The organism is Lacrimispora sanguinis (assembly GCF_044987295.1).
In the GTDB taxonomy this organism is placed as follows: Bacteria; Bacillota; Clostridia; order Lachnospirales; family Lachnospiraceae; genus Lacrimispora; species Lacrimispora celerecrescens_B.
In genome coordinates, this window is record NZ_CP173277.1 from 3,903,200 (window position 1) to 3,921,705 (window position 18,506).

13 protein-coding genes are annotated in these 18,506 nt (G+C 45.3%); 10 read left to right on the plus strand and 3 right to left on the minus strand.

All coding sequences use genetic code 11. The annotated features are described in order from the left end of the window. The first annotated feature begins 60 nt into the window (after nucleotides 1-60). From ACHZES_RS18110 to ACHZES_RS18145, 8 genes are all read left to right on the plus strand, one after another. Entirely contained in the window at nucleotides 61-669 is a 609-nt protein-coding gene (locus ACHZES_RS18110) for a regulatory protein RecX (RefSeq protein WP_038277774.1), read from the plus strand. 143 nt (nucleotides 670-812) lie between these two features. Beyond that, nucleotides 813-2,354 (plus strand): ribonuclease Y, encoded by a 1,542-nt coding sequence (rny, locus tag ACHZES_RS18115; RefSeq protein ID WP_154525613.1) that lies wholly within the window; start codon nucleotides 813-815, stop codon nucleotides 2,352-2,354. A gap of 453 nt (nucleotides 2,355-2,807) precedes the next feature. Next, nucleotides 2,808-4,238, plus strand: coding sequence for a D-alanyl-D-alanine carboxypeptidase family protein (locus ACHZES_RS18120; RefSeq protein WP_038277778.1), 1,431 nt, complete (start codon nucleotides 2,808-2,810; stop codon nucleotides 4,236-4,238). 453 nt (nucleotides 4,239-4,691) lie between these two features. Next, nucleotides 4,692-6,209 carry an alpha-N-arabinofuranosidase gene (locus tag ACHZES_RS18125; protein WP_395549066.1) on the plus strand — a complete coding sequence of 506 codons (1,518 nt, stop codon included), beginning with the start codon at nucleotides 4,692-4,694 and terminating at the stop codon, nucleotides 6,207-6,209. A 22-nt stretch (nucleotides 6,210-6,231) separates the two neighbouring features. After that, nucleotides 6,232-7,725 carry an L-arabinose isomerase gene (araA, locus tag ACHZES_RS18130; protein ID WP_395549065.1) on the plus strand — a complete coding sequence of 498 codons (1,494 nt, stop codon included), beginning with the start codon at nucleotides 6,232-6,234 and terminating at the stop codon, nucleotides 7,723-7,725. Nucleotides 7,726-7,788: 63 nt separating this feature from the next. Next, nucleotides 7,789-9,387 carry a xylulokinase gene (locus ACHZES_RS18135; protein WP_395549064.1) on the plus strand — a complete coding sequence of 533 codons (1,599 nt, stop codon included), beginning with the start codon at nucleotides 7,789-7,791 and terminating at the stop codon, nucleotides 9,385-9,387. Between the two features lie 28 nt (nucleotides 9,388-9,415). Continuing rightward, nucleotides 9,416-10,114 (plus strand): L-ribulose-5-phosphate 4-epimerase, encoded by a 699-nt coding sequence (locus ACHZES_RS18140; RefSeq protein WP_038277784.1) that lies wholly within the window; start codon nucleotides 9,416-9,418, stop codon nucleotides 10,112-10,114. Nucleotides 10,115-10,124: 10 nt separating this feature from the next. Next, nucleotides 10,125-11,225, plus strand: coding sequence for a GntR family transcriptional regulator (locus tag ACHZES_RS18145; RefSeq protein ID WP_395549063.1), 1,101 nt, complete (start codon nucleotides 10,125-10,127; stop codon nucleotides 11,223-11,225). On the opposite strand, the gene ACHZES_RS18150 is transcribed toward ACHZES_RS18145, so the two are convergent. Then, nucleotides 11,222-12,535 (minus strand): MFS transporter, encoded by a 1,314-nt coding sequence (locus tag ACHZES_RS18150; protein WP_051835009.1) that lies wholly within the window; start codon nucleotides 12,533-12,535, stop codon nucleotides 11,222-11,224. The two genes, ACHZES_RS18145 and ACHZES_RS18150, sit on opposite strands and share 4 nt — an antisense overlap. 174 nt (nucleotides 12,536-12,709) lie before the next feature. Between ACHZES_RS18150 and ACHZES_RS18155 the strand changes: the two genes are divergently transcribed. Continuing rightward, nucleotides 12,710-13,525: an AraC family transcriptional regulator gene (locus ACHZES_RS18155; RefSeq protein ID WP_038277788.1), complete on the plus strand. Its 816-nt coding sequence runs from the start codon at nucleotides 12,710-12,712 to the stop codon at nucleotides 13,523-13,525. A gap of 23 nt (nucleotides 13,526-13,548) precedes the next feature. Here ACHZES_RS18155 and ACHZES_RS18160 read toward each other — a convergent pair whose 3' ends face one another. Beyond that, nucleotides 13,549-14,394: an AraC family transcriptional regulator gene (locus tag ACHZES_RS18160; RefSeq protein WP_154525543.1), complete on the minus strand. Its 846-nt coding sequence runs from the start codon at nucleotides 14,392-14,394 to the stop codon at nucleotides 13,549-13,551. Between the two features lie 475 nt (nucleotides 14,395-14,869). Next, entirely contained in the window at nucleotides 14,870-15,070 is a 201-nt protein-coding gene (locus ACHZES_RS18165; protein WP_038277793.1) for a cold-shock protein, read from the minus strand. Nucleotides 15,071-15,369: 299 nt separating this feature from the next. Between ACHZES_RS18165 and ACHZES_RS18170 the strand changes: the two genes are divergently transcribed. Beyond that, nucleotides 15,370-18,441: a glycoside hydrolase family 2 TIM barrel-domain containing protein gene (locus ACHZES_RS18170; RefSeq protein ID WP_395549062.1), complete on the plus strand. Its 3,072-nt coding sequence runs from the start codon at nucleotides 15,370-15,372 to the stop codon at nucleotides 18,439-18,441. Nucleotides 18,442-18,506 lie beyond the last annotated feature (65 nt).

Genomic DNA, 18,506 nt, shown 5'->3' on the forward strand with positions numbered 1-18,506 from the left:
ACAAGGTCTTGGCCGGCGGACTCATGGGCACCGGGTGAATAATTAAAATAAGGGGCATATATGATAGTTATGGAAATCGTGCCCGTTGATAAACGCAGGAGTAAAGTCATTCTGGATGAAGACTTTACTCTTGTCCTTTATCGAGGGGAACTTAGAAAATTTGGAATTGAGGAAGGAAAGCCGATTTCCGAAGAGACTTATGAGGAGATCCTACGGGAGGTTTTGTTTAAAAGGGCCAGGGAAAGGGTCCTTTTTCTTCTGAAATCCTCAGATAAGACAGAACAGGAACTGAGACGGAAATTAAAGGACGGAGGGTATCCGAAAGAGGCTGCCGATTACGCCATAGAATTTTTAAAAGAGCATCATTTTATTGATGATGAGAACTATGGCCGCAGATACGTAGAATTCAATTCGGAACGGAAAAGTCAAAGGCAGATTCAGTACGAGCTGCAGAAAAAAGGGCTGGACAAAGAGGTGATCCAGGAGATCCTAAGTGAACAGCCTGTGGATGAAGAAGCCCAGATACTAGCCTATCTGAAAAAAAAGTGCATAAAGGCGGAGGAAATGGACTTTAAGGAACGAGGAAAAGTGATGGCCGCCCTGGGTAGACGCGGTTTTTCCTATGATGCAATAAGTCATGTTTTAGGCGGCTTTTATAGTGAGGATTGACAACAAGGAAAATGTGTATAAGTATACCTGAAACACAGGCGAAATACTTGACATAATGTATAAAACAGTTTAAAATTGTAGTGTTGTATTGTTGTACAATGAAAATCTAATAAGGAGGTGCTCCTGTGTCAGTATCAGTATTCATGGCTATATTGATTGCAATTGTAGTATCAGTAGTAGTTGCTTTTATTGCCTGGTCTGCTGCCATCACGTATCGTAAGAACGCTTACGAGAGCAAGATTGGCACTGCAGAAGAAAAATCCCGGGAAATAATAGATGAAGCATTAAAGACCGCTGAGACAAAGAAGCGCGAAGCTCTCCTTGAGGCAAAAGAAGAGTCTTTAAAGACTAAGAATGAACTGGAGAAGGAAACCAGGGAAAGAAGAGCTGAGCTTCAACGTTATGAAAGAAGAGTACTAAGCAAGGAAGAAAACCTGGACAAGAAGTCCGAGGTTATGGAAAAACGAGAAGCAGGTCTGGCTGCTCGAGAGGACGCCCTGAATAAGAGAAATGCCGAAGTGGAATCTCTCTATGAAAAAGGCATTCAGGAACTGGAAAAAATTTCCGGACTTACCTCCGAACAGGCAAAAGAGTATCTTTTAAAATCTGTTGAAGATGATGTTAAACATGACACTGCGAAATTAATTAAGGAACTTGACAACAAAGCAAAAGAAGAAGCCGAGAAAAAGGCGAGGGAATACGTGGTTACAGCCATTCAAAGATGTGCTGCGGACCATGTAGCAGAAACTACTGTTTCTGTTGTGCAGCTACCTAACGATGAGATGAAAGGAAGAATCATCGGAAGAGAAGGCCGCAACATCCGTACGTTAGAGACCCTTACGGGCGTGGAACTCATTATTGATGACACCCCTGAGGCAGTTGTATTATCCGGATTCGATCCGGTTCGTAGAGAAGTAGCCAGAATCGCGTTGGAACGCCTTATTGTGGATGGACGTATTCATCCGGCCAGAATTGAAGAAATGGTAGAAAAGGCACAAAAAGAGGTAGAAACCAATATGCGTGAGGAAGGAGAAGCCGCTGCTCTTGAAGTGGGCATTCACGGACTTCATCCGGAACTCATCAGATTGCTTGGCAAACTGAGATACAGAACAAGCTACGGTCAGAATGCCTTAAAGCATTCCATTGAGGTAGCCCAATTATCGGGGCTATTAGCAGGAGAGATCGGCCTTGATATCCGCATGGCCAAACGTGCCGGTTTACTACATGACATCGGAAAAGCCGTTGACCATGAGATGGAAGGTTCTCATATTCAGCTGGGTGTGGAGTTGTGTAAGAAATATAAGGAATCTGCAATCGTGCTGAACACTGTGGAATCACATCATGGCGATGTTGAACCACAGAGCCTTATCGCTTGCATTGTCCAGGCAGCAGATACCATATCTGCCGCAAGACCTGGAGCAAGAAGAGAGACTCTGGAGACATATACAAACAGATTAAAACAGTTAGAAGATATCACCAATTCCTTTAAGGGAGTGGACAAGTCCTTTGCCATTCAGGCAGGACGCGAAGTTCGGATTATGGTAGTTCCGGAGCAAATCAACGATGATGATATGATTCTTTTAGCCCGTGATATTTCCAAGAAGATTGAAGAATCTCTGGAATACCCGGGACAGATCAAGGTCAACGTGATCCGGGAGTCCAGAGTTACAGATTACGCAAAATAAGATAATGCCCTAAAACCGTAGAAGTTTTTATTCTTACGGGATTAGGGCATTTTTTGTTAATTATGTGAGACTCAAAGTTATCTGGAATCCTTTAACAGAAGCATATCTTCGCCTGCATTTAATTCAAATCGATAGCAGCTGTTTTCCAAGGTATCATATTTCAACCCTTGATCTGACTCGATTACAAATTCTGTTTCGCGATCATTACGCCCTCACAGTATAGGAAAGAGCAAACAAAGACAATATAGTTTTAAATGTTTTTCTTGAATATAGTAAAGAATTGATGTATTATAATATAAATGCCCTTTTTCAGATCAGTCTAAGGTCAGAAAGATGCTTAAAGTTAAAAAATCTCGGGGCAGATTTAAACTATGCGAAGTAATATAATGCCTTAAAACCGTATAATAATCTGAATGCGGCTTTAAGGCTTATTTCATGTCAGGAGGATGATACGTGAATCGAAATATAAAAGTACTGATTAGCTGCATATTGGTCAGCCAGCTGTTTCTAATGACTGTATATGCGAAACCGGACTGGCCGTCTGATACGGGCATCCAGGCGGAAGCCGGGATCGTAATAGACGGGGATTCAGGTGCCGTCATATTTGGCCAGAATATCCATGCTCCTTACCCGCCGGCCAGCATAACGAAAATTTTGACTGCTCTTCTTGTTTTGGAGAACGCAAACCTTGACGACATGGTGACTTTTTCAAAGGATGCCGTTTATAATGTGGAAGATGGCAGCGGAAATAAATTAAATGTGGATACAGGTGACAAGCTTTCGGTAGAAGACTGCCTCTATTCTTTGATCCTCCATTCCTGCAACCAGGCAGCCAATGCTCTTGCGGAGCATGTGGCCGGCAGCAGAGATGGATTTGTAACCATGATGAATGAAAAGATACAGAGCCTTGGCTGTACAGAAAGCCATTTTGACAACCCGTCGGGACTTAATGGAGACAGCCAGTATGTGACTGCCTATGATATGGCGCTCATAGCAAAGGCTGCTTACAGCAATAAAAAGCTTGTGGAAATCAGCTCTGCAATCAGCCATAATATCCCTCCCACTAACAATAATCCGGAGGGGCTTACCATATATAACGAGCACCGTCTGGTAAAGACCAAGGATACAAAGAGTGAATTTTATTGCCCCTCAGCAGTGGCTGGAAAGACTGGATATCTAATTAAGGCCGGAAATACTGTTGTGACCTACGGGGAGCAGGATGGAAAAAGGCTTATTTCTGTTATTTTAAAAGGAAGCCCAAAGCAATATTTTATCGATAGTAAAACACTTTTGGAATTCGGCTTCAGCCGTTTTGAAAACTTCCCTGTCACAGGGAATGAAACCAACTATATATCAGGGGAAGAACCTGTAGAAATTAATGGGACATCTTATAAACCCTCTGATCTGGAATTGGAACCGGACAGCGTCATAACCCTTCCTAAGGGAGGCGAGTTCTCCCAGGCGGATAAGACTCTTGTAACAGAGCTTCCGAAAGGAAGCCCAAAAGGTGCGGTTGCCATGATCCAATATACTTACAATGACAGAAAGGTGGGCCAGGCCTACTTAATGGAAAAGAAGGCCCCGGAACCAACGAGCCAGGAATCAGAACAGGGTTCCACAGATGCAAAACCTGTGGAATCAGAAACAAATTCAGGCGGCAATAAAAAATCACCTGATAATAAGGGAAGCAGAGTGCTTACGATAGCAGGAATTGCTGCTTTTCTTGGACTGGCAGGCGGCGGAACCGGATTTTTCATTTATAAGAAAAAGAAAGAGGCCAGAGAGATTGCTCTCCGAAGAGAAGAGAGAAGGCGGCGTTTAAAAGCAGAAGGAGCAGAAGAAGCGTTTGATAAGATTCTAAAACAACGACGAAATAAAAAGTAAACAGTAGAATAAAAGAAAATGAAAAGGACCAGCTGGGGAAGCTGGTCCTTTTTCGGAGAAGGTATTTCGTTTCTTATGGGGTGTAGCAAAAACTATATAATGTATTGGGGGGGGTTACATTTATTAATATAACTCATTTTTCTGAAAAAGTGTCAACAAACATTCATAAATTTTAAAAATAAAATTGTGCATTTTCTCTTCGTTTATTGAAGGGGTTGTGGAAAAAATATAGAAATCCAGAAAGAACACATGCCTTCCTTGTGCGTTCTCTCCCCGGGCGCTTGAGGAATATTTTTGTAAAACCTGCCTTCTTGTGGTAAAATCTATAAAAACAACTTGTGCAATGGTGCGTACAAGTAATAGATTATAGTTAGAGGATATTTTGTCACTCTTATAAAAAGGTACTTGGAAAATAACATGTCTGGTATAAGACAGGAGGGCGGGATTATATCAATGGAGTATCACAAAGTAAAAATGGTAATTGACAGGGAGTATCCAATTGCACAGGTCGATGAAAGGATCTATGGGTCCTTTATAGAACATCTGGGGCGGGCTGTGTACGATGGGATTTACTGTCCGGAACATGGATCTGCTGATGAAGATGGCTTCCGGAATGATGTGAAGGAACTGATCCGGGAATTAAATGTTCCTATCATCCGGTATCCTGGAGGCAACTTTGTATCTAGCTTTAACTGGGAGGACAGCGTTGGGCCGTTCAATGAACGTCCCAGGCGTCTGGATCTGGCCTGGCGTAGTTTGGAAGAGAATAAGGTCGGTCTAAATGAATTTACCAAATGGGCCAGAAGTGCAGGCTCTGATGTAATGATGGCGGTAAACTTAGGAACCAGAGGAATTGCGGATGCATGCAATCTGCTGGAATACTGCAATCATCCCGGCAACAGCAAATACAGTGATCTAAGGATTAGCCACGGTTATAAGGAGCCTCACAACATAAAGACCTGGTGCCTGGGAAATGAGATGGATGGCACATGGCAGATCGGGCATAAGACCATGGAGGAGTACGGGCGTCTGGCAGAAGAGACGGCAAGGGCTATGAAGATCATTGACCCTGACATTGAGCTGGTTGCCTGCGGAAGTTCATACTTAACCATACCCACGTTCCCAGACTGGGAGGCAGTGACCCTTAAACATGCTTATGACTATGTGGATTACATATCCATGCACCAGTACTATGGGAACCAAAAGGGGGACAGCCAGGATTTTCTTGCTTCCTCCGATGATATGGATCAGTTTATCCGCACCGTCATTGCTACCTGCGATTTTGTAAAGGCCCAAAAGAGGAGTAAAAAGGACATTAAAATCAGCTTTGATGAATGGAATGTATGGTATCACTCCAATGCGGCAGATGATGACATCACGAAAAACCACCCCTGGCAGGTTGCGCCTCCTATGCTGGAGGACATTTACAACTTTGAAGATGCTCTTTTGGTAGGTCTTATGCTTATCACTCTTTTAAAGCACGCAGACCGGGTGAAGATGGCATGTCTGGCCCAGCTTGTAAACGTGATCGCGCCGATTATGACGGAAGCCAAAGGCGGAAAGGCATGGAGACAAACAATTTTTTATCCATTCATGCATGCTTCCCAATATGGACGGGGAACGGCCCTTGTTCCGGTCTTCAGTTCGCCGAAATTCGACACGTCTGGCCATGAAGACGTGACTGCGGTAGAAGCGGTATCCGTATATAATGAGGAACTTCATGAGGTGACTATTTTTGCGGTGAACAGGGATTTAAAAAAGGATGCAGAAATGACTGTGGATGTGAGGAGTTTTGAAGGATACCGGGTCCTGGAGCACGTGGTTTTAGAAAACGATGATTTAAAGGCTGAGAACGGGCCATTTTGCGAACGGGTTGCTCCAAAGCAGACCAGCCAGTCTGCATTAGATGGATATATCATGACAAGCACTTTGCACAAGGCGTCATGGAATGTGATTCGACTTGGAAAATAATAGAGGAGAGGGGTATTAAAACATGGTGAAAAAAGAATATAAATTTTGGTTTGCAACAGGTTCTCAGGATCTTTACGGTGAGGAATGCTTAAGGAATGTGGCGGAGCATTCCGGGATCATTACGGAAAGGCTGAATGCATCCGGAGCTCTTCCTTATGAGGTGATTTTAAAACCAGTCCTGATTGATAATACCTCCATACGCAGGCTGTTTCATGAGGCTAACAGCGATGAGTCCTGCGCCGGTGTGATTACCTGGATGCATACCTTTTCTCCTGCTAAGTCCTGGATTTTAGGGCTTCAGGAGTATCGGAAGCCTTTGCTTCATTTGCACACCCAGTTTAACAGGGAGATTCCCTATGATACCATTGATATGGATTTCATGAATGAGAACCAGTCCGCCCACGGCGACCGAGAATTCGGGCATATGGTTACCAGAATGGGGATTCCGAGAAAGGTGATCGCAGGTCATTGGGATGAGGAAGAAGTCCAGAGACGGATCGGTTCCTGGATGCGGACCGCAGTGGGAATCATGGAAAGCAGCCATATTCGCGTGGTCCGGGTTGCGGACAATATGAGAAACGTGGCGGTTACCGAAGGGGATAAGGTGGAAGCCCAGATGAAATTCGGTTGGGAGATCGATGCCTATCCTGTCAATGAAATTGCGGATTATGTAAAGGACGTGGCAGCAGGTGATATTTCTTCCCTCGTAGAGGAGTACTATAGCAGATACGAAATTTTAACGGAAGGCATGGACCATGCGGAGTTTAAGGCCCATGTGGCGGTCCAGGCTCAGATCGAGCTGGGCTTTGAGCGGTTTTTAAAGGATAAGGATTACCAGGCGATAGTCACTCATTTTGGGGATTTGGGCTCTTTAAAACAGCTTCCCGGTCTTGCCATCCAGCGCCTGATGGAAAAGGGCTATGGCTTCGGGGCGGAAGGAGACTGGAAGACAGCTGCTATGGTGCGACTGATGAAGATCATGACAGAAGGGGCAAAGGATGCAAAGGGAACTTCCTTTATGGAGGATTACACCTACAACCTGGTTCCCGGCAAAGAAGGGATCTTACAGGCCCATATGCTGGAGGTTTGCCCTACCATTGCGGATGGAACGGTAGGAATCAGGGTAAATCCGCTTTCCATGGGAGAGAGGGAAGCCCCTGCACGCCTTGTATTTACGGCGAAGGAGGGGAAAGGAATCGCAACATCTCTAATCGATCTGGGCAGCCGTTTTCGCTTGATTATCAACACCGTAAACTGTAAAAAGACGGAAAAGCCTATGCCAAAGCTTCCGGTCGCCACTGCGTTCTGGACACCTGAGCCAAACCTTACCACAGGAGCGGAGAGTTGGATTTTAGCCGGAGGTGCTCACCATACGGCCTTTACTTATGATCTGACAGCAGAACAGATGGGGGACTGGGCGGAAGCCATGGGAATTGAAGCCGTTTTCATTGATGAAAAAACTACCATCAGGGATTTGAAAAATGAGTTGAGATGGAATTCCATATCGTTTCGTTAATTAAATAACAAGGACTGTCCTTTAGGAAGGTAAGGGGCGGACATCATACAGGAGGGGGTTCAAATGATGGAAAAACAAATAGCAGCTGCGATCCGGGAAGGGAGAACCGCTCTGGGAATAGAGCTTGGCTCCACACGAATTAAGGCCGTACTGGTAGATGAAGAACATAATCCCATTGCTTCGGGCAGTCATGACTGGGAAAACCAGTATGTAGACGGCGTCTGGACCTATTCCATTCCGGATATCTGGGATGGAGTAAGGGAAAGTTATAGAAACATGGCAGAGGAGGTGAAAGAGCGGTATGGGGAGACTCTTACCACCATCGGGGCCATCTGTTTTTCTGCCATGATGCATGGGTATATGGCATTTGACAAAGAAGGGGAGCTGCTGGTGCCTTTTAGGACCTGGAGAAATACCATGACAGAAGAGGCTTCGGAAAAGCTGACAAAGCTGTTTTCCTTCCAAATTCCCCAGAGGTGGAGCGTTGCCCATCTATATCAGGCAATCCTTAACCAGGAAGAACATGTGCCGCAAATTGATTACCTGGTTACCTTAGAAGGCTATGTCCACTGGAAGCTGACGGGTGAACGGGTCCTTGGCATCGGAGACTGTGCAGGGATGTTTCCTGTAGACTGCGCCGCAAAGGATTTTCATAAGCGTATGATGGAGCAGTTTGATGAGCTGGTTGCACCCCGGCAGTTCCCCTGGAAGCTTCGGGATATTATGCCAAGAGTGCTGACGGCAGGAGAGAGGGCTGGGACTCTGACCGAGGAAGGGGCACGGCTTCTTGATGACAGTGGGAATTTAAAGTCTGGAATTCCTCTTTGTCCGCCGGAAGGTGATGCTGGGACGGGGATGACAGCTACCAACAGTGTGGCAAGAAGAACCGGCAATGTATCCGCAGGTACCAGTGTGTTCGCCATGGTGGTGCTGGAAAAGGAGCTTTCCAGAGTCTATCCGGAAATCGATATAGTCACCACTCCTGCCGGTGATGCGGTAGCAATGGTTCACTGTAATAACTGCACCTCGGATTTAAATGCCTGGGTTTCCCTTTTTGAGGAATTTGCGGTTACAATGGGAATGAAAGTCGATAAGAATACCCTGTTTTCCACTCTTTACCAGAAGGCTCTGGAAGGAGACAAAGATGGGGGAGGCATGCTTTCCTACGGCTACTTGTCCGGAGAGCATATTACCCATTTCGAAGAAGGAAGGCCTTTGTTTGTCCGGACGCCGGAAAGCCGGTTTAATCTTGCAAACTTTATGAGAGTCCATCTTTATACCGCTTTGGGAGCATTAAAAATGGGAATGGATATCCTCTTTGAGGAAGGGGTCCGGCTTAATGTGCTTTTAGGCCATGGAGGGCTTTTTAAGACGAAAGAAGTGGGGCAGAGGATCATGGCCGCCGCAATAGGTGTTCCGGTTTCTGTCATGGAAACAGCTGGTGAAGGAGGGGCCTGGGGAGCTGCACTTTTGGCCTCCTACATGCTTCAAAAGGAGGAGGGGGAATCTCTGGATCATTACCTGGCTGAAAAAGTATTTAAGGATGACAGGGGAACCAGGCTGGAGCCTGACCCGGAGGATGAAGCAGGCTTCCGGGCCTTTATGGAACGGTACAGAAGTGGACTTTCCATAGAGAGGTCTGCGGTAGACAACTTGAAATAGTACGGAAAGCAAAAAGGAGGAAGTTGGGATGCTGGAAGAACTGAAAAGGATTGTATACGAGGCAAACATGGAATTGCCCAAAAGGGGGCTTATCACTTATACCTGGGGAAATGTCAGCGGCATAGACCGGGATCAGGGGCTTTTCGTAATTAAGCCCAGCGGGGTGGATTATGAAGAGCTGAAGCCTGAGGATATGGTGGTTATGGATCTTGACGGAAATCAGGTAGAGGGGAAATTACGGCCCTCCTCCGATACTGCCACCCATCTGGAGCTCTATAAGGCATTTAAGGAAATAGGTGGGATCGTTCATACTCATTCACCCATTGCTACAGCCTGGGCCCAGGCAGGGAGGCCCCTTCCCTGCTATGGAACCACCCACGCAGATTACTTCTACGGGGAGATTCCCTGTGCCAGAAATCTCACGGAGAAAGAGACTCGGGACGGGTATGAGAAGAATACGGGAGCCGTGATCATCGAAACCTTTAAGGATAGGAATCCCATGCATGTTCCTGCAGTTTTGTGCAAAAATCATGGGCCCTTTACCTGGGGGACCGATGCGGCAAATGCGGTCCACAATGCCGTTGTACTAGAGGAAATCGCCAGGATGAACCTTATGACCGAACAGTTGAATCCTTCGGTCTTACCGGCACCCCAGTTTATGCAGGATAAACATTTTATGCGCAAGCATGGGCCGAATGCATATTACGGCCAGACTAAAGAATCATAAGGAGCCCAATATGGCGGAGGACAGCGGAAAAGCAAAGTATTATCTGTTGATGGAAGAACTGAAAAAGGATATTATTTCAGGTAAGCGAAAGCCTGGTGACCGGCTGCCTTCGGAAAATGAACTGTCGGCATCCTGTCATGTAAGCCGCCATACGGTGAGAAAAGCACTTTCCATTCTGGAGCAGGAAGGGTTTATTACGGCAGAGCATGGCCGGGGAACCTTTGTTTCCAAAAAGGCGGGAGGAAAAAAGGGATCTGGAAATATTGCAGTCATCACCACCTATTTGTCGGATTACATTTTTCCGCGGCTGATCCAGGGAATCGACAGTGTGCTAACGGCAAAGGGGTATAGCATTATACTGAAAAATACGGGGAACAGCAGGCTTAAGGAAAGCAGATGTCTGGAAGAAATCCTTGAAAAGGACGTTGACGGGCTCATCATAGAGCCAAGCAAAAGTGAGATCATGTGCGGTCATAAGGGGCTTTATGAGAAGCTGGATTTTTATCAGATCCCCTATGTATTCATTCAGGGTTGTTATGCCCATATGATGAGCAAACCTTATATCCTGATGGACGATTGTATGGGTGGGTATCTGGTGACAAAGCATCTGATTGAATTAGGACATCAGTGCATTTTGGGAATATTCAAGGCCGATGACAGCCAGGGAAGGGACCGGCACAAAGGCTATGTAAAAGCCCTGCAGGAGGCAGGATTTTCGTATGATCCGGATATGGTTGTCTGGTTCCATACGGAGGACCGGTCGTCTAAGCCATCTGGTGTGTTAAGGCTTAAGCTGGAAGAAGGAGTGTCCATTGACGGAATCGTATGCTACAATGACCAGATTGCCTTCGAGATTATGAAAACAATTGAAAAGTACGGACTTTCCGTACCTGAGGATATCTCTGTAACTGGCTATGACAATTCCTTTATTGCAGAAAATGGGATTGTGAAGCTAACCACCATCGCCCACCCCCAGGAACGTCTGGGGGCTATGGCGGCGGAGCTTCTTATAGAAAAGATGAACAATATTCCCGATGAAGAAAGCAGAGTGGAGCGGATCTTAAAACCGGAGCTGATAATCCGGGAGTCCTGCAAAGACCGTCGGATTTAAATGGAGACAGATCGGAGTCTTCCCATGTAAAGAACGCATCCAAGGATCAGGATCCCGGAAAGAAGGAAGAGCAGCTGCATTCCGGTTATGGGAAGTCCCCCTATTTCCAGGGAAGGGAAAACCCTAAGAAGAGAGGCCCCAAGCAGGGTGGAAAGAAAGCCGCAAAGCCCTGCATAGGAGGAATTGGCGCTTACATATAGCACTCGTTTCTCCGTTGGGGCATAGTGATACTGAAGGTTAAAGACGGATATGGCAATGCCTCCCCAGGCAGCGCCGGACAATGCCTGCAAAATTGGCTGAAGGGTATAACAGGTTTCCGGAGTCATGAAAAGCCAGCTGGCATGGACAAGTCCCAGCATTCCCATGGAACAGCGGGCTGCCAAAAGCCAGGAAGTAGCATCGGCCAGACGCCCCCAAAGCCAGGCAGCCAAAACCCGGACGGTTGAGGAAATGAGGCCCAAAAAGGTAATGTATGTATAATCTAACTTAAGTCCTGTAACCATGTATACGCTGAAAAATGGGCCTGCTATCTGAAGAGCCAGGTTCCAGAACATATAGGTGAGCATGACCTTCCTGTATTCTCTGTCGGCCAATGGCTTCCATAATGCATCCTGGAGCTTTTGGCGGTGGGGAAGGCTTTCCGGTTCACTGATCGAGGAGAGGCACCAGAAGTCCATACAGGCGACGAAAAAGACTACGGTCCCTACCACTAAAAATCCGGTCTGTTCCATGGAAAAGCTGCGGAACCGGTCCATGACCCAGCCCATGATAAGGCTTAAGATGGTGGAAAAGGCAAAAGCAAAGGAATCTTTTGTCCCCAGATAGTTTCCTCTCATATGCTGGGGAACAAGCTGCAGAATCCAGTTCCCGGTCCCGGTTCCGATAAAGGCTCCAAAAAAATGGGCAGTTCCATAAATACCGATTGCCGCTGCCAGGCGGAGCCCGGGATTTTTTATAAACAGGGGCACAAAAAAGACCGAAGCCAGAAGAAGCCTGTGAATAAACGAAAAACTGGAAATCAGGCATTTTTTCCGGCAGAGGCTTTCCAAAAGGATGGAGGAAAACATCTGAAGAGTACAGAGAAGGACCGGGATGGAACCGATGATCCCGTTTATGGAATCCGTGGCTCCCAGTGAATTGGCATAGCCGGAGAGGAATGCTCCGGTGGTCAGTGTAACGATTCCGTTGGCACAGCACCCTTCAGCTATAAAGAGTCTTCTGCCTTTGGAAAAATCTGCTTCTGTCATCGTGGTTCCGCTAAAATAGGTGCGGGACACTTTTTCTTTTAAGAGTAATACAGCTTCAATCATTGAACTTCCGTGGCATAACTGCCACAATCCCCTTTTCTTTTTGTTAGATATCTGATATTCTGTTTTTAAAGGTTTGTTTTTCCTCTCTCTATATTGCCAGCATAATGGAAGGGATACAAGAGGAAAAAGAAGCGAAAAACTGGAGGATTCCGACCGGGGTGACAGGAGGGAATTATGGAACATTATTTAAATTTAAAGGCCGTACTTCCGGTGAGAGCGTTAAATGCAGGATATCTGGTGACCCAAGGAAAGGGACGCCATGCGGATCGGGTCATGGATTCCTTTGAGATCATCTATGTAAATTCCGGGATTCTGGGGATTGCGGAAGAGGATATAACATATAACGTGGAGGAAGGGGAAGCACTGATCCTTTTTCCTGGAAGGCATCATTGGGGAACAAGAGAGTTTGAGGAAGATTTAAATTTTTACTGGCTTCATTTTCATCTAGAAGAAGAGGCTGTGAGGATCGGACGTGATATTATGTCCCTGCCTCAGCTCATCCGGATCAGGAAACCGGAGCAGTTTGAGGAACTTTTCCGCCGTTTCATTAAGCGGCAGAATGTTTGCAGGGGGGACCGGACCATCTTAAATCTGGTGCTTTTAGAGTTGCTGTGCGAGCTCAGTGACTCCCTTTCTCCAATGGAAGTGAACGGGCAGAAGGTGCTTTTGGCAAATCAGGCGGGACAGTATATCAGAAATCATTTTGAAGAGCCTTTATCCTCTTCCATACTGGCCGATAAGCTGGATTGCAGCCCGGATTACTTAGGACGCGTATACAATGCGGTTTATGGGAAAACTCTTACGGAGGGGATCCACGAGGCACGGCTTAATAAAGCGTGCAGAATGCTCATTGAGACAAACCAGACTGGAAATGAAATTGCCTACCAGTGCGGATATCAGGATGTGGATTATTTCAGAAGGATTTTTAAGAGATATATGGGAATAACACCAAAGGAATACCGACAGACTTATCGTCTGGTGGGAAGATAAAAAAAGCAGCAGGGGAGGGAAGCTCACCTTGCTGCTTTTCTGTATTCTGCGGGAGAAGTACCGGTTGTTTTTTTGAATATGCGGCTAAAATATAAGGGATTGTCATAGCCGACGATGCTGCCGATTTCACCGATGCCGTAGTCCGTACTTTCAAGCAGCTCTTTAGCCTTTTTCACCCGGATGGAGGTTAAGTACCTGCGTGGAGGCATTCCTGCATACTGCTTAAAGCTACGGATAAACCAGCAGGTGCTCATATGGAGCTTTTTCGCATAATGGTCTATTTCAATATCCGTAGATAAGTTTTCATGAAAATAATGGACCGCTTTTTCCATTTCTTTCTGAATTTCCGTTTTTTGAAAACCTCCTTCTTCCCTTTGCCGCTTAACAAGCAGGAAAAGCTGCATGAGGTGGAGGGTCGCCAGTTCCACAAAACATGGTCGGGGAAGCTGGAGTTCGCGGATTATGGTAAGAAATAATTCCTGGTATTTGGAAGATACACCGGTGTATAAGATTCGGCTTTCATCAAAGCCTGCCTGTATGGTGAGTTCTCCGGCTTCTTTGCCTGTAAAATGCAGCCAGTATACCTCTGGCTTATCTTCAAGGTAATAGGCGTATTTCTGGGGTTCGCCAGGTTTATAGAGCACCATATTTCCGGCAGGGACTTCTACGGTCTCATTTTGGAAGGAAAAACATGCCTTTCCTGATGCAATGTATAAAATCTGGTAATCAGGACGTCCGAATGGCCGTATGGTGGACATGACGGGGTGAGTAATCAGGCGGTAGACGCCGCAGCAGTTTACCTTTAGAGGAACAGAGCTGTCCTCCAGCTCATCGTCTGTCAGGTTCATATAACCTGTATTGGTGTACATAGGTAGTCTCCTTTTTTATTTATGGGAAGACAATGGGACAATGTCGTTTGAGTATGACTATAACGTGAGCCCGAGGTGCGCGAGTGAATCTCAAGTTTCACTTGTTAATGCTTTCGTGTACAGTTTATATGTTATTGACTAAAAGTTCAATGATAATTTTGTTATTATATTTGTATATGGGATGTTATTCCGAATAAGAGGAGGAACCCTTTGATAAATATTGAGAGTTTTGTATGCAGAGGGAGATGGGGGTGAAAGATTTTTTTGATAGGTAAATATCATAAGATAATAAATAGATATTTTAGGTTGAGCCAGCAGGGAATATTAAAATAAACCCCGCTGACTTAGCTGTAATAATTAAACATTGCTCTGACTTTTTAATATACAGATTTTTGGTACATATTCACTTTATCAATTTGGTATTTGAAGAAAATGGATAGGCTAGATGTGGGTAATTAATGCGGTGTGAGATTGATTATGCGATGTGAACATTAACAGCCTGAAGGCCACGATTGCCGTTGGTTGTTTCAAAGGTGACTGACTGGCCATCTTCTAAAGATTTATAACCTTCCATAGCAAGACCGGAGAAATGAACGAATATATCGTTACCCTCTTCATCGCAAATAAAACCGAATCCTTTTTGTGCATTAAACCATTTTACTGTACCTTTTTTCATGAAAGATACCTCCTTAATTAAATTTTGTATTTTCCTAAAATCAAAAATCGCATATACTTGTAAATCATCAATAGAATAATGACTTACAAATATATGCGAAATCAAAACTTTATTTAAAATACTGACTCAGTGTAACATGGTATTACAAGGAAGTCAAGCGAAAGATAATAAATGGTAGTACTAAAGGGAAGTCGAAAAACTAACAGTATCATTTTGTGCATAGTTTGTTTAATTGGTGATATGGATTTTCTTACCGTTAATTTTATAATAAATGGTAAGAAAAGAAGGAGGAATCAACCATGATCGTACCCAAACATTATGAAAATCTCCACTTGCTTCATGAAAATACCATGCCAAACAGAGCCTACTACGTTCCGGCTTCCCAGGCGCGGTTTGATCTGGTGGAGCACAGGGAAAATTCCGACCGTTTTAAGCTTTTAAACGGGATGTGGAAGTTCCGTTATTATGATAGTATTTATGATGTGAAAGAGGAATTTTTTAAAGAAGGCTATGATACGGGAAATTATGACGATATCCCTGTTCCGGGCTGTTTCCAGAACTATGGATATGACAAGCACCAGTATACCAATGTCCGCTACCCCTTCCCCATGGACCCGCCTTATGTTCCGTCTGAAAATCCATGCGGGGCTTATGTCCGGCATTTTATCTATGAAAGGGACGAAAATGCTCCCAGGACTTACTTAAACTTTGAAGGCGTGGATTCCTGCTTCTATGTGTGGCTGAACGGAAGCTATGTGGGATACAGCCAGGTTTCCCATTCCACCAGTGAATTTGATGTGACAGGACTGATTCGTGAGGGGGAAAATACCCTTGCTGTTCTTGTCTTAAAATGGTGCGACGGAAGCTATTTAGAAGATCAGGACAAATTCCGCATGACAGGCATTTTCCGGGATGTATATCTTTTAAAGAGACCGGAAGAGGGAATCTTTGATTATTTTTTCACAACCATACAGCAAGAGAACCTGGCTCATATCCAGGCAGCGATCACCTTTTTTGGGAAAGAGGTTCCGATAAAGGCGCTGGTATATGATACCAATGGAAAACTGGTAGCCAGCCAGGAAGGATTCCCGCAAGATGGCAAGCTTCATTTGACCATAGAAAATCCGGTGCTCTGGAATGCAGAGCAGCCCTATCTTTATACCATTGTTCTGGAATGCCAGAATGAGGTGATCGTGGACCGTCTGGGAATTCGGGAAATCACCATAAAGGATGGAGTGGTTTATTTTAACGGGGAAAAGATTAAATTCCATGGAGTCAACCGCCATGACAGTGATCCAGTGACAGGCTTTGTTATCAGCCTGGAACAAATGAAAAAAGATTTAAGGCTCATGAAGGAGCATAATGTCAATGCTATCCGCACCAGTCATTATCCTGATGGACCACAGTTCTACCAGCTGTGTGATGAGTACGGCTTCTATGTCATTGATGAGGCTGATAATGAAAGTCACGGAACAAATAGTATCTACATGGAAGACCATTCCATAGAGGCGATACATGGCCGCTGGAACCGGGCCATTGCAGATAATCCGGAGTTTACCAAGGCCACGGTTGACCGCACGCAGCTTCTGGTGCAACGGGATAAGAACCGCCCAAGCGTTGTGATCTGGTCCATGGGAAATGAATGCGCCTATGGCTGCACCTTTGAAGCAGCTTTGGCCTGGACCAAAGCCTTTGATCCCTCCAGGCTCACCCATTATGAATCAGCTCGTTACCGTGACCACAGCAAGACCTATGATTTTTCCAATCTGGATTTATACAGCCGCATGTATCCGAAGCTGGAAGATATTCATGAATACATTGGAAGAAATGCAGGAAAGCCTTTTATCCTATGTGAGTACAGCCATGCCATGGGCAATGGACCTGGCGATCTGGAAGATTATTTTCAAGTCTTTGACCAGTATGACCAGGTCTGCGGCGGTTTTGTATGGGAGTGGTGTGATCATGCCATCTATCAGGGAAGGACCTTGGCTGGAAAACCCATGTACCTTTATGGAGGAGATCATGGCGAATATCCTCATGACGGAAACTTCTGCATGGATGGTCTTGTATACCCGGACAGAAGGCCCCACACCGGGTTAATGGAATTTAAAAATGTTTACCGCCCGGCAAGGCTGCTTTCCTTTGACCAGAAAAAGAAGGAACTGGTGCTTCAAAACCGCATGGATTTTATCGAACTGAGGGATTATGTGGTGATTGAGTATGAGGTGACTTGTGACGGAGCAATCACCGGTAGAGGCATCCTTGGTGATGGGGATTTACCCGAAATAAAGCCTCATGGAAAAGGCAGCCTGATTCTGGACCTTGAGGTTCCACCAAAGGGAAAATGTTATCTGAAGATTCAGTATTTATTAAAGCAGAATACCGCCCTTTTAAAGGCAGGAAGCCTTTTAGGCTTTGATGAAATACTCCTTGAAAATGAAGATATGAGAAATCAGACCGGGGTTTGTCTGTTAGGGGAAGAGGAATCAAAAGAGGGGGAGCATGGGCACCTTGCAGTCTGCGAGGATGACCGTTACCTTTTTATAGACGGAACAAATTTTGCTTATACCTACAACAAGCTGACCGGCTGCTTTGAGGATATGGCGTTTGAGAACAGAACCCTTCTGGAGCGTCCCATGGAGTATAACATCTGGAGAGCACCTACGGATAATGACAGATATATAAAGAATAAGTGGATGGCGGCTCATTATGACCGGGCCATTTCCAGAGCTTATGAAACCTCTTGCGAGGTAAAGGATGGGCGGGTGGAAATAAGGACTGTACTGTCTGTCACTGCGGCTGTGATCCAGAGGATTTTGATGATTGAAGCCTTGTGGACCATAGGAAAAGATGGGGTTTTAGATGGAAAGCTTCATGTAAAAAAGGATATGGAATTCCCGGAGCTTCCAAGGTTCGGCCTTCGCCTTTTCCTTCCAAAGACCATGGATCAGGTGACTTATTATGGCCTGGGTCCAGTAGAAAATTATATGGATAAGAGAAGGGCTAGCTATCATGGATTATTTACCGCCACGGTAAAGGAAATGCATGAGGACTATTTAAGGCCTCAGGAGAACGGAAGCAGAAGCGATTGTGATTTTGTAACGATAAATGGCGGAGGAGCCTCCCTCTCGGCAGTTTCAAAACAGGCATTTTCCTTTCAGGCATCGGTTTATACCCAGGAAGAATTGACGGAAAGGGCCCATAATTATGAACTGACACCATCGGGATTCACGGTTCTTTGCCTGGATTACCGCCAGGATGGCATCGGTTCCGCAAGCTGCGGACCGGATCTTTTGAACCAATACCGTTTCAATGAAGAGGAGTTTGTTTTTGAAGTGAGATTGGTTCCTATTGCCACTAAGCATATATAAAATAAAATCTGTGTTTGTCTTACCAGGCAGGATCGTTGATGAAAATAAACGGTTCTGCCTGCTTT

Excerpts from the sequence above, each read along its gene's own strand:
- ACHZES_RS18140 (WP_038277784.1), top strand. The coding sequence starts at position 9,416 with ATGCTGGAAGAACTGAAAAGGATTGTATACGAGGCAAACATGGAATTG.
- ACHZES_RS18155 (WP_038277788.1), top strand. The coding sequence starts at position 12,710 with ATGGAACATTATTTAAATTTAAAGGCCGTACTTCCGGTGAGAGCGTTA.
- ACHZES_RS18170 (WP_395549062.1), top strand. The coding sequence starts at position 15,370 with ATGATCGTACCCAAACATTATGAAAATCTCCACTTGCTTCATGAAAAT.
- ACHZES_RS18145 (WP_395549063.1), top strand. The coding sequence starts at position 10,125 with ATGGCGGAGGACAGCGGAAAAGCAAAGTATTATCTGTTGATGGAAGAA.
- rny (WP_154525613.1), top strand. The coding sequence starts at position 813 with ATGGCTATATTGATTGCAATTGTAGTATCAGTAGTAGTTGCTTTTATT.
- ACHZES_RS18165 (WP_038277793.1), bottom strand. The coding sequence starts at position 15,070 with ATGAAAAAAGGTACAGTAAAATGGTTTAATGCACAAAAAGGATTCGGT.
- ACHZES_RS18135 (WP_395549064.1), top strand. The coding sequence starts at position 7,789 with ATGATGGAAAAACAAATAGCAGCTGCGATCCGGGAAGGGAGAACCGCT.
- ACHZES_RS18160 (WP_154525543.1), bottom strand. The coding sequence starts at position 14,394 with ATGTACACCAATACAGGTTATATGAACCTGACAGACGATGAGCTGGAG.
- araA (WP_395549065.1), top strand. The coding sequence starts at position 6,232 with ATGGTGAAAAAAGAATATAAATTTTGGTTTGCAACAGGTTCTCAGGAT.
- ACHZES_RS18110 (WP_038277774.1), top strand. The coding sequence starts at position 61 with ATGATAGTTATGGAAATCGTGCCCGTTGATAAACGCAGGAGTAAAGTC.
- ACHZES_RS18125 (WP_395549066.1), top strand. The coding sequence starts at position 4,692 with ATGGAGTATCACAAAGTAAAAATGGTAATTGACAGGGAGTATCCAATT.
- ACHZES_RS18150 (WP_051835009.1), bottom strand. The coding sequence starts at position 12,535 with ATGATTGAAGCTGTATTACTCTTAAAAGAAAAAGTGTCCCGCACCTAT.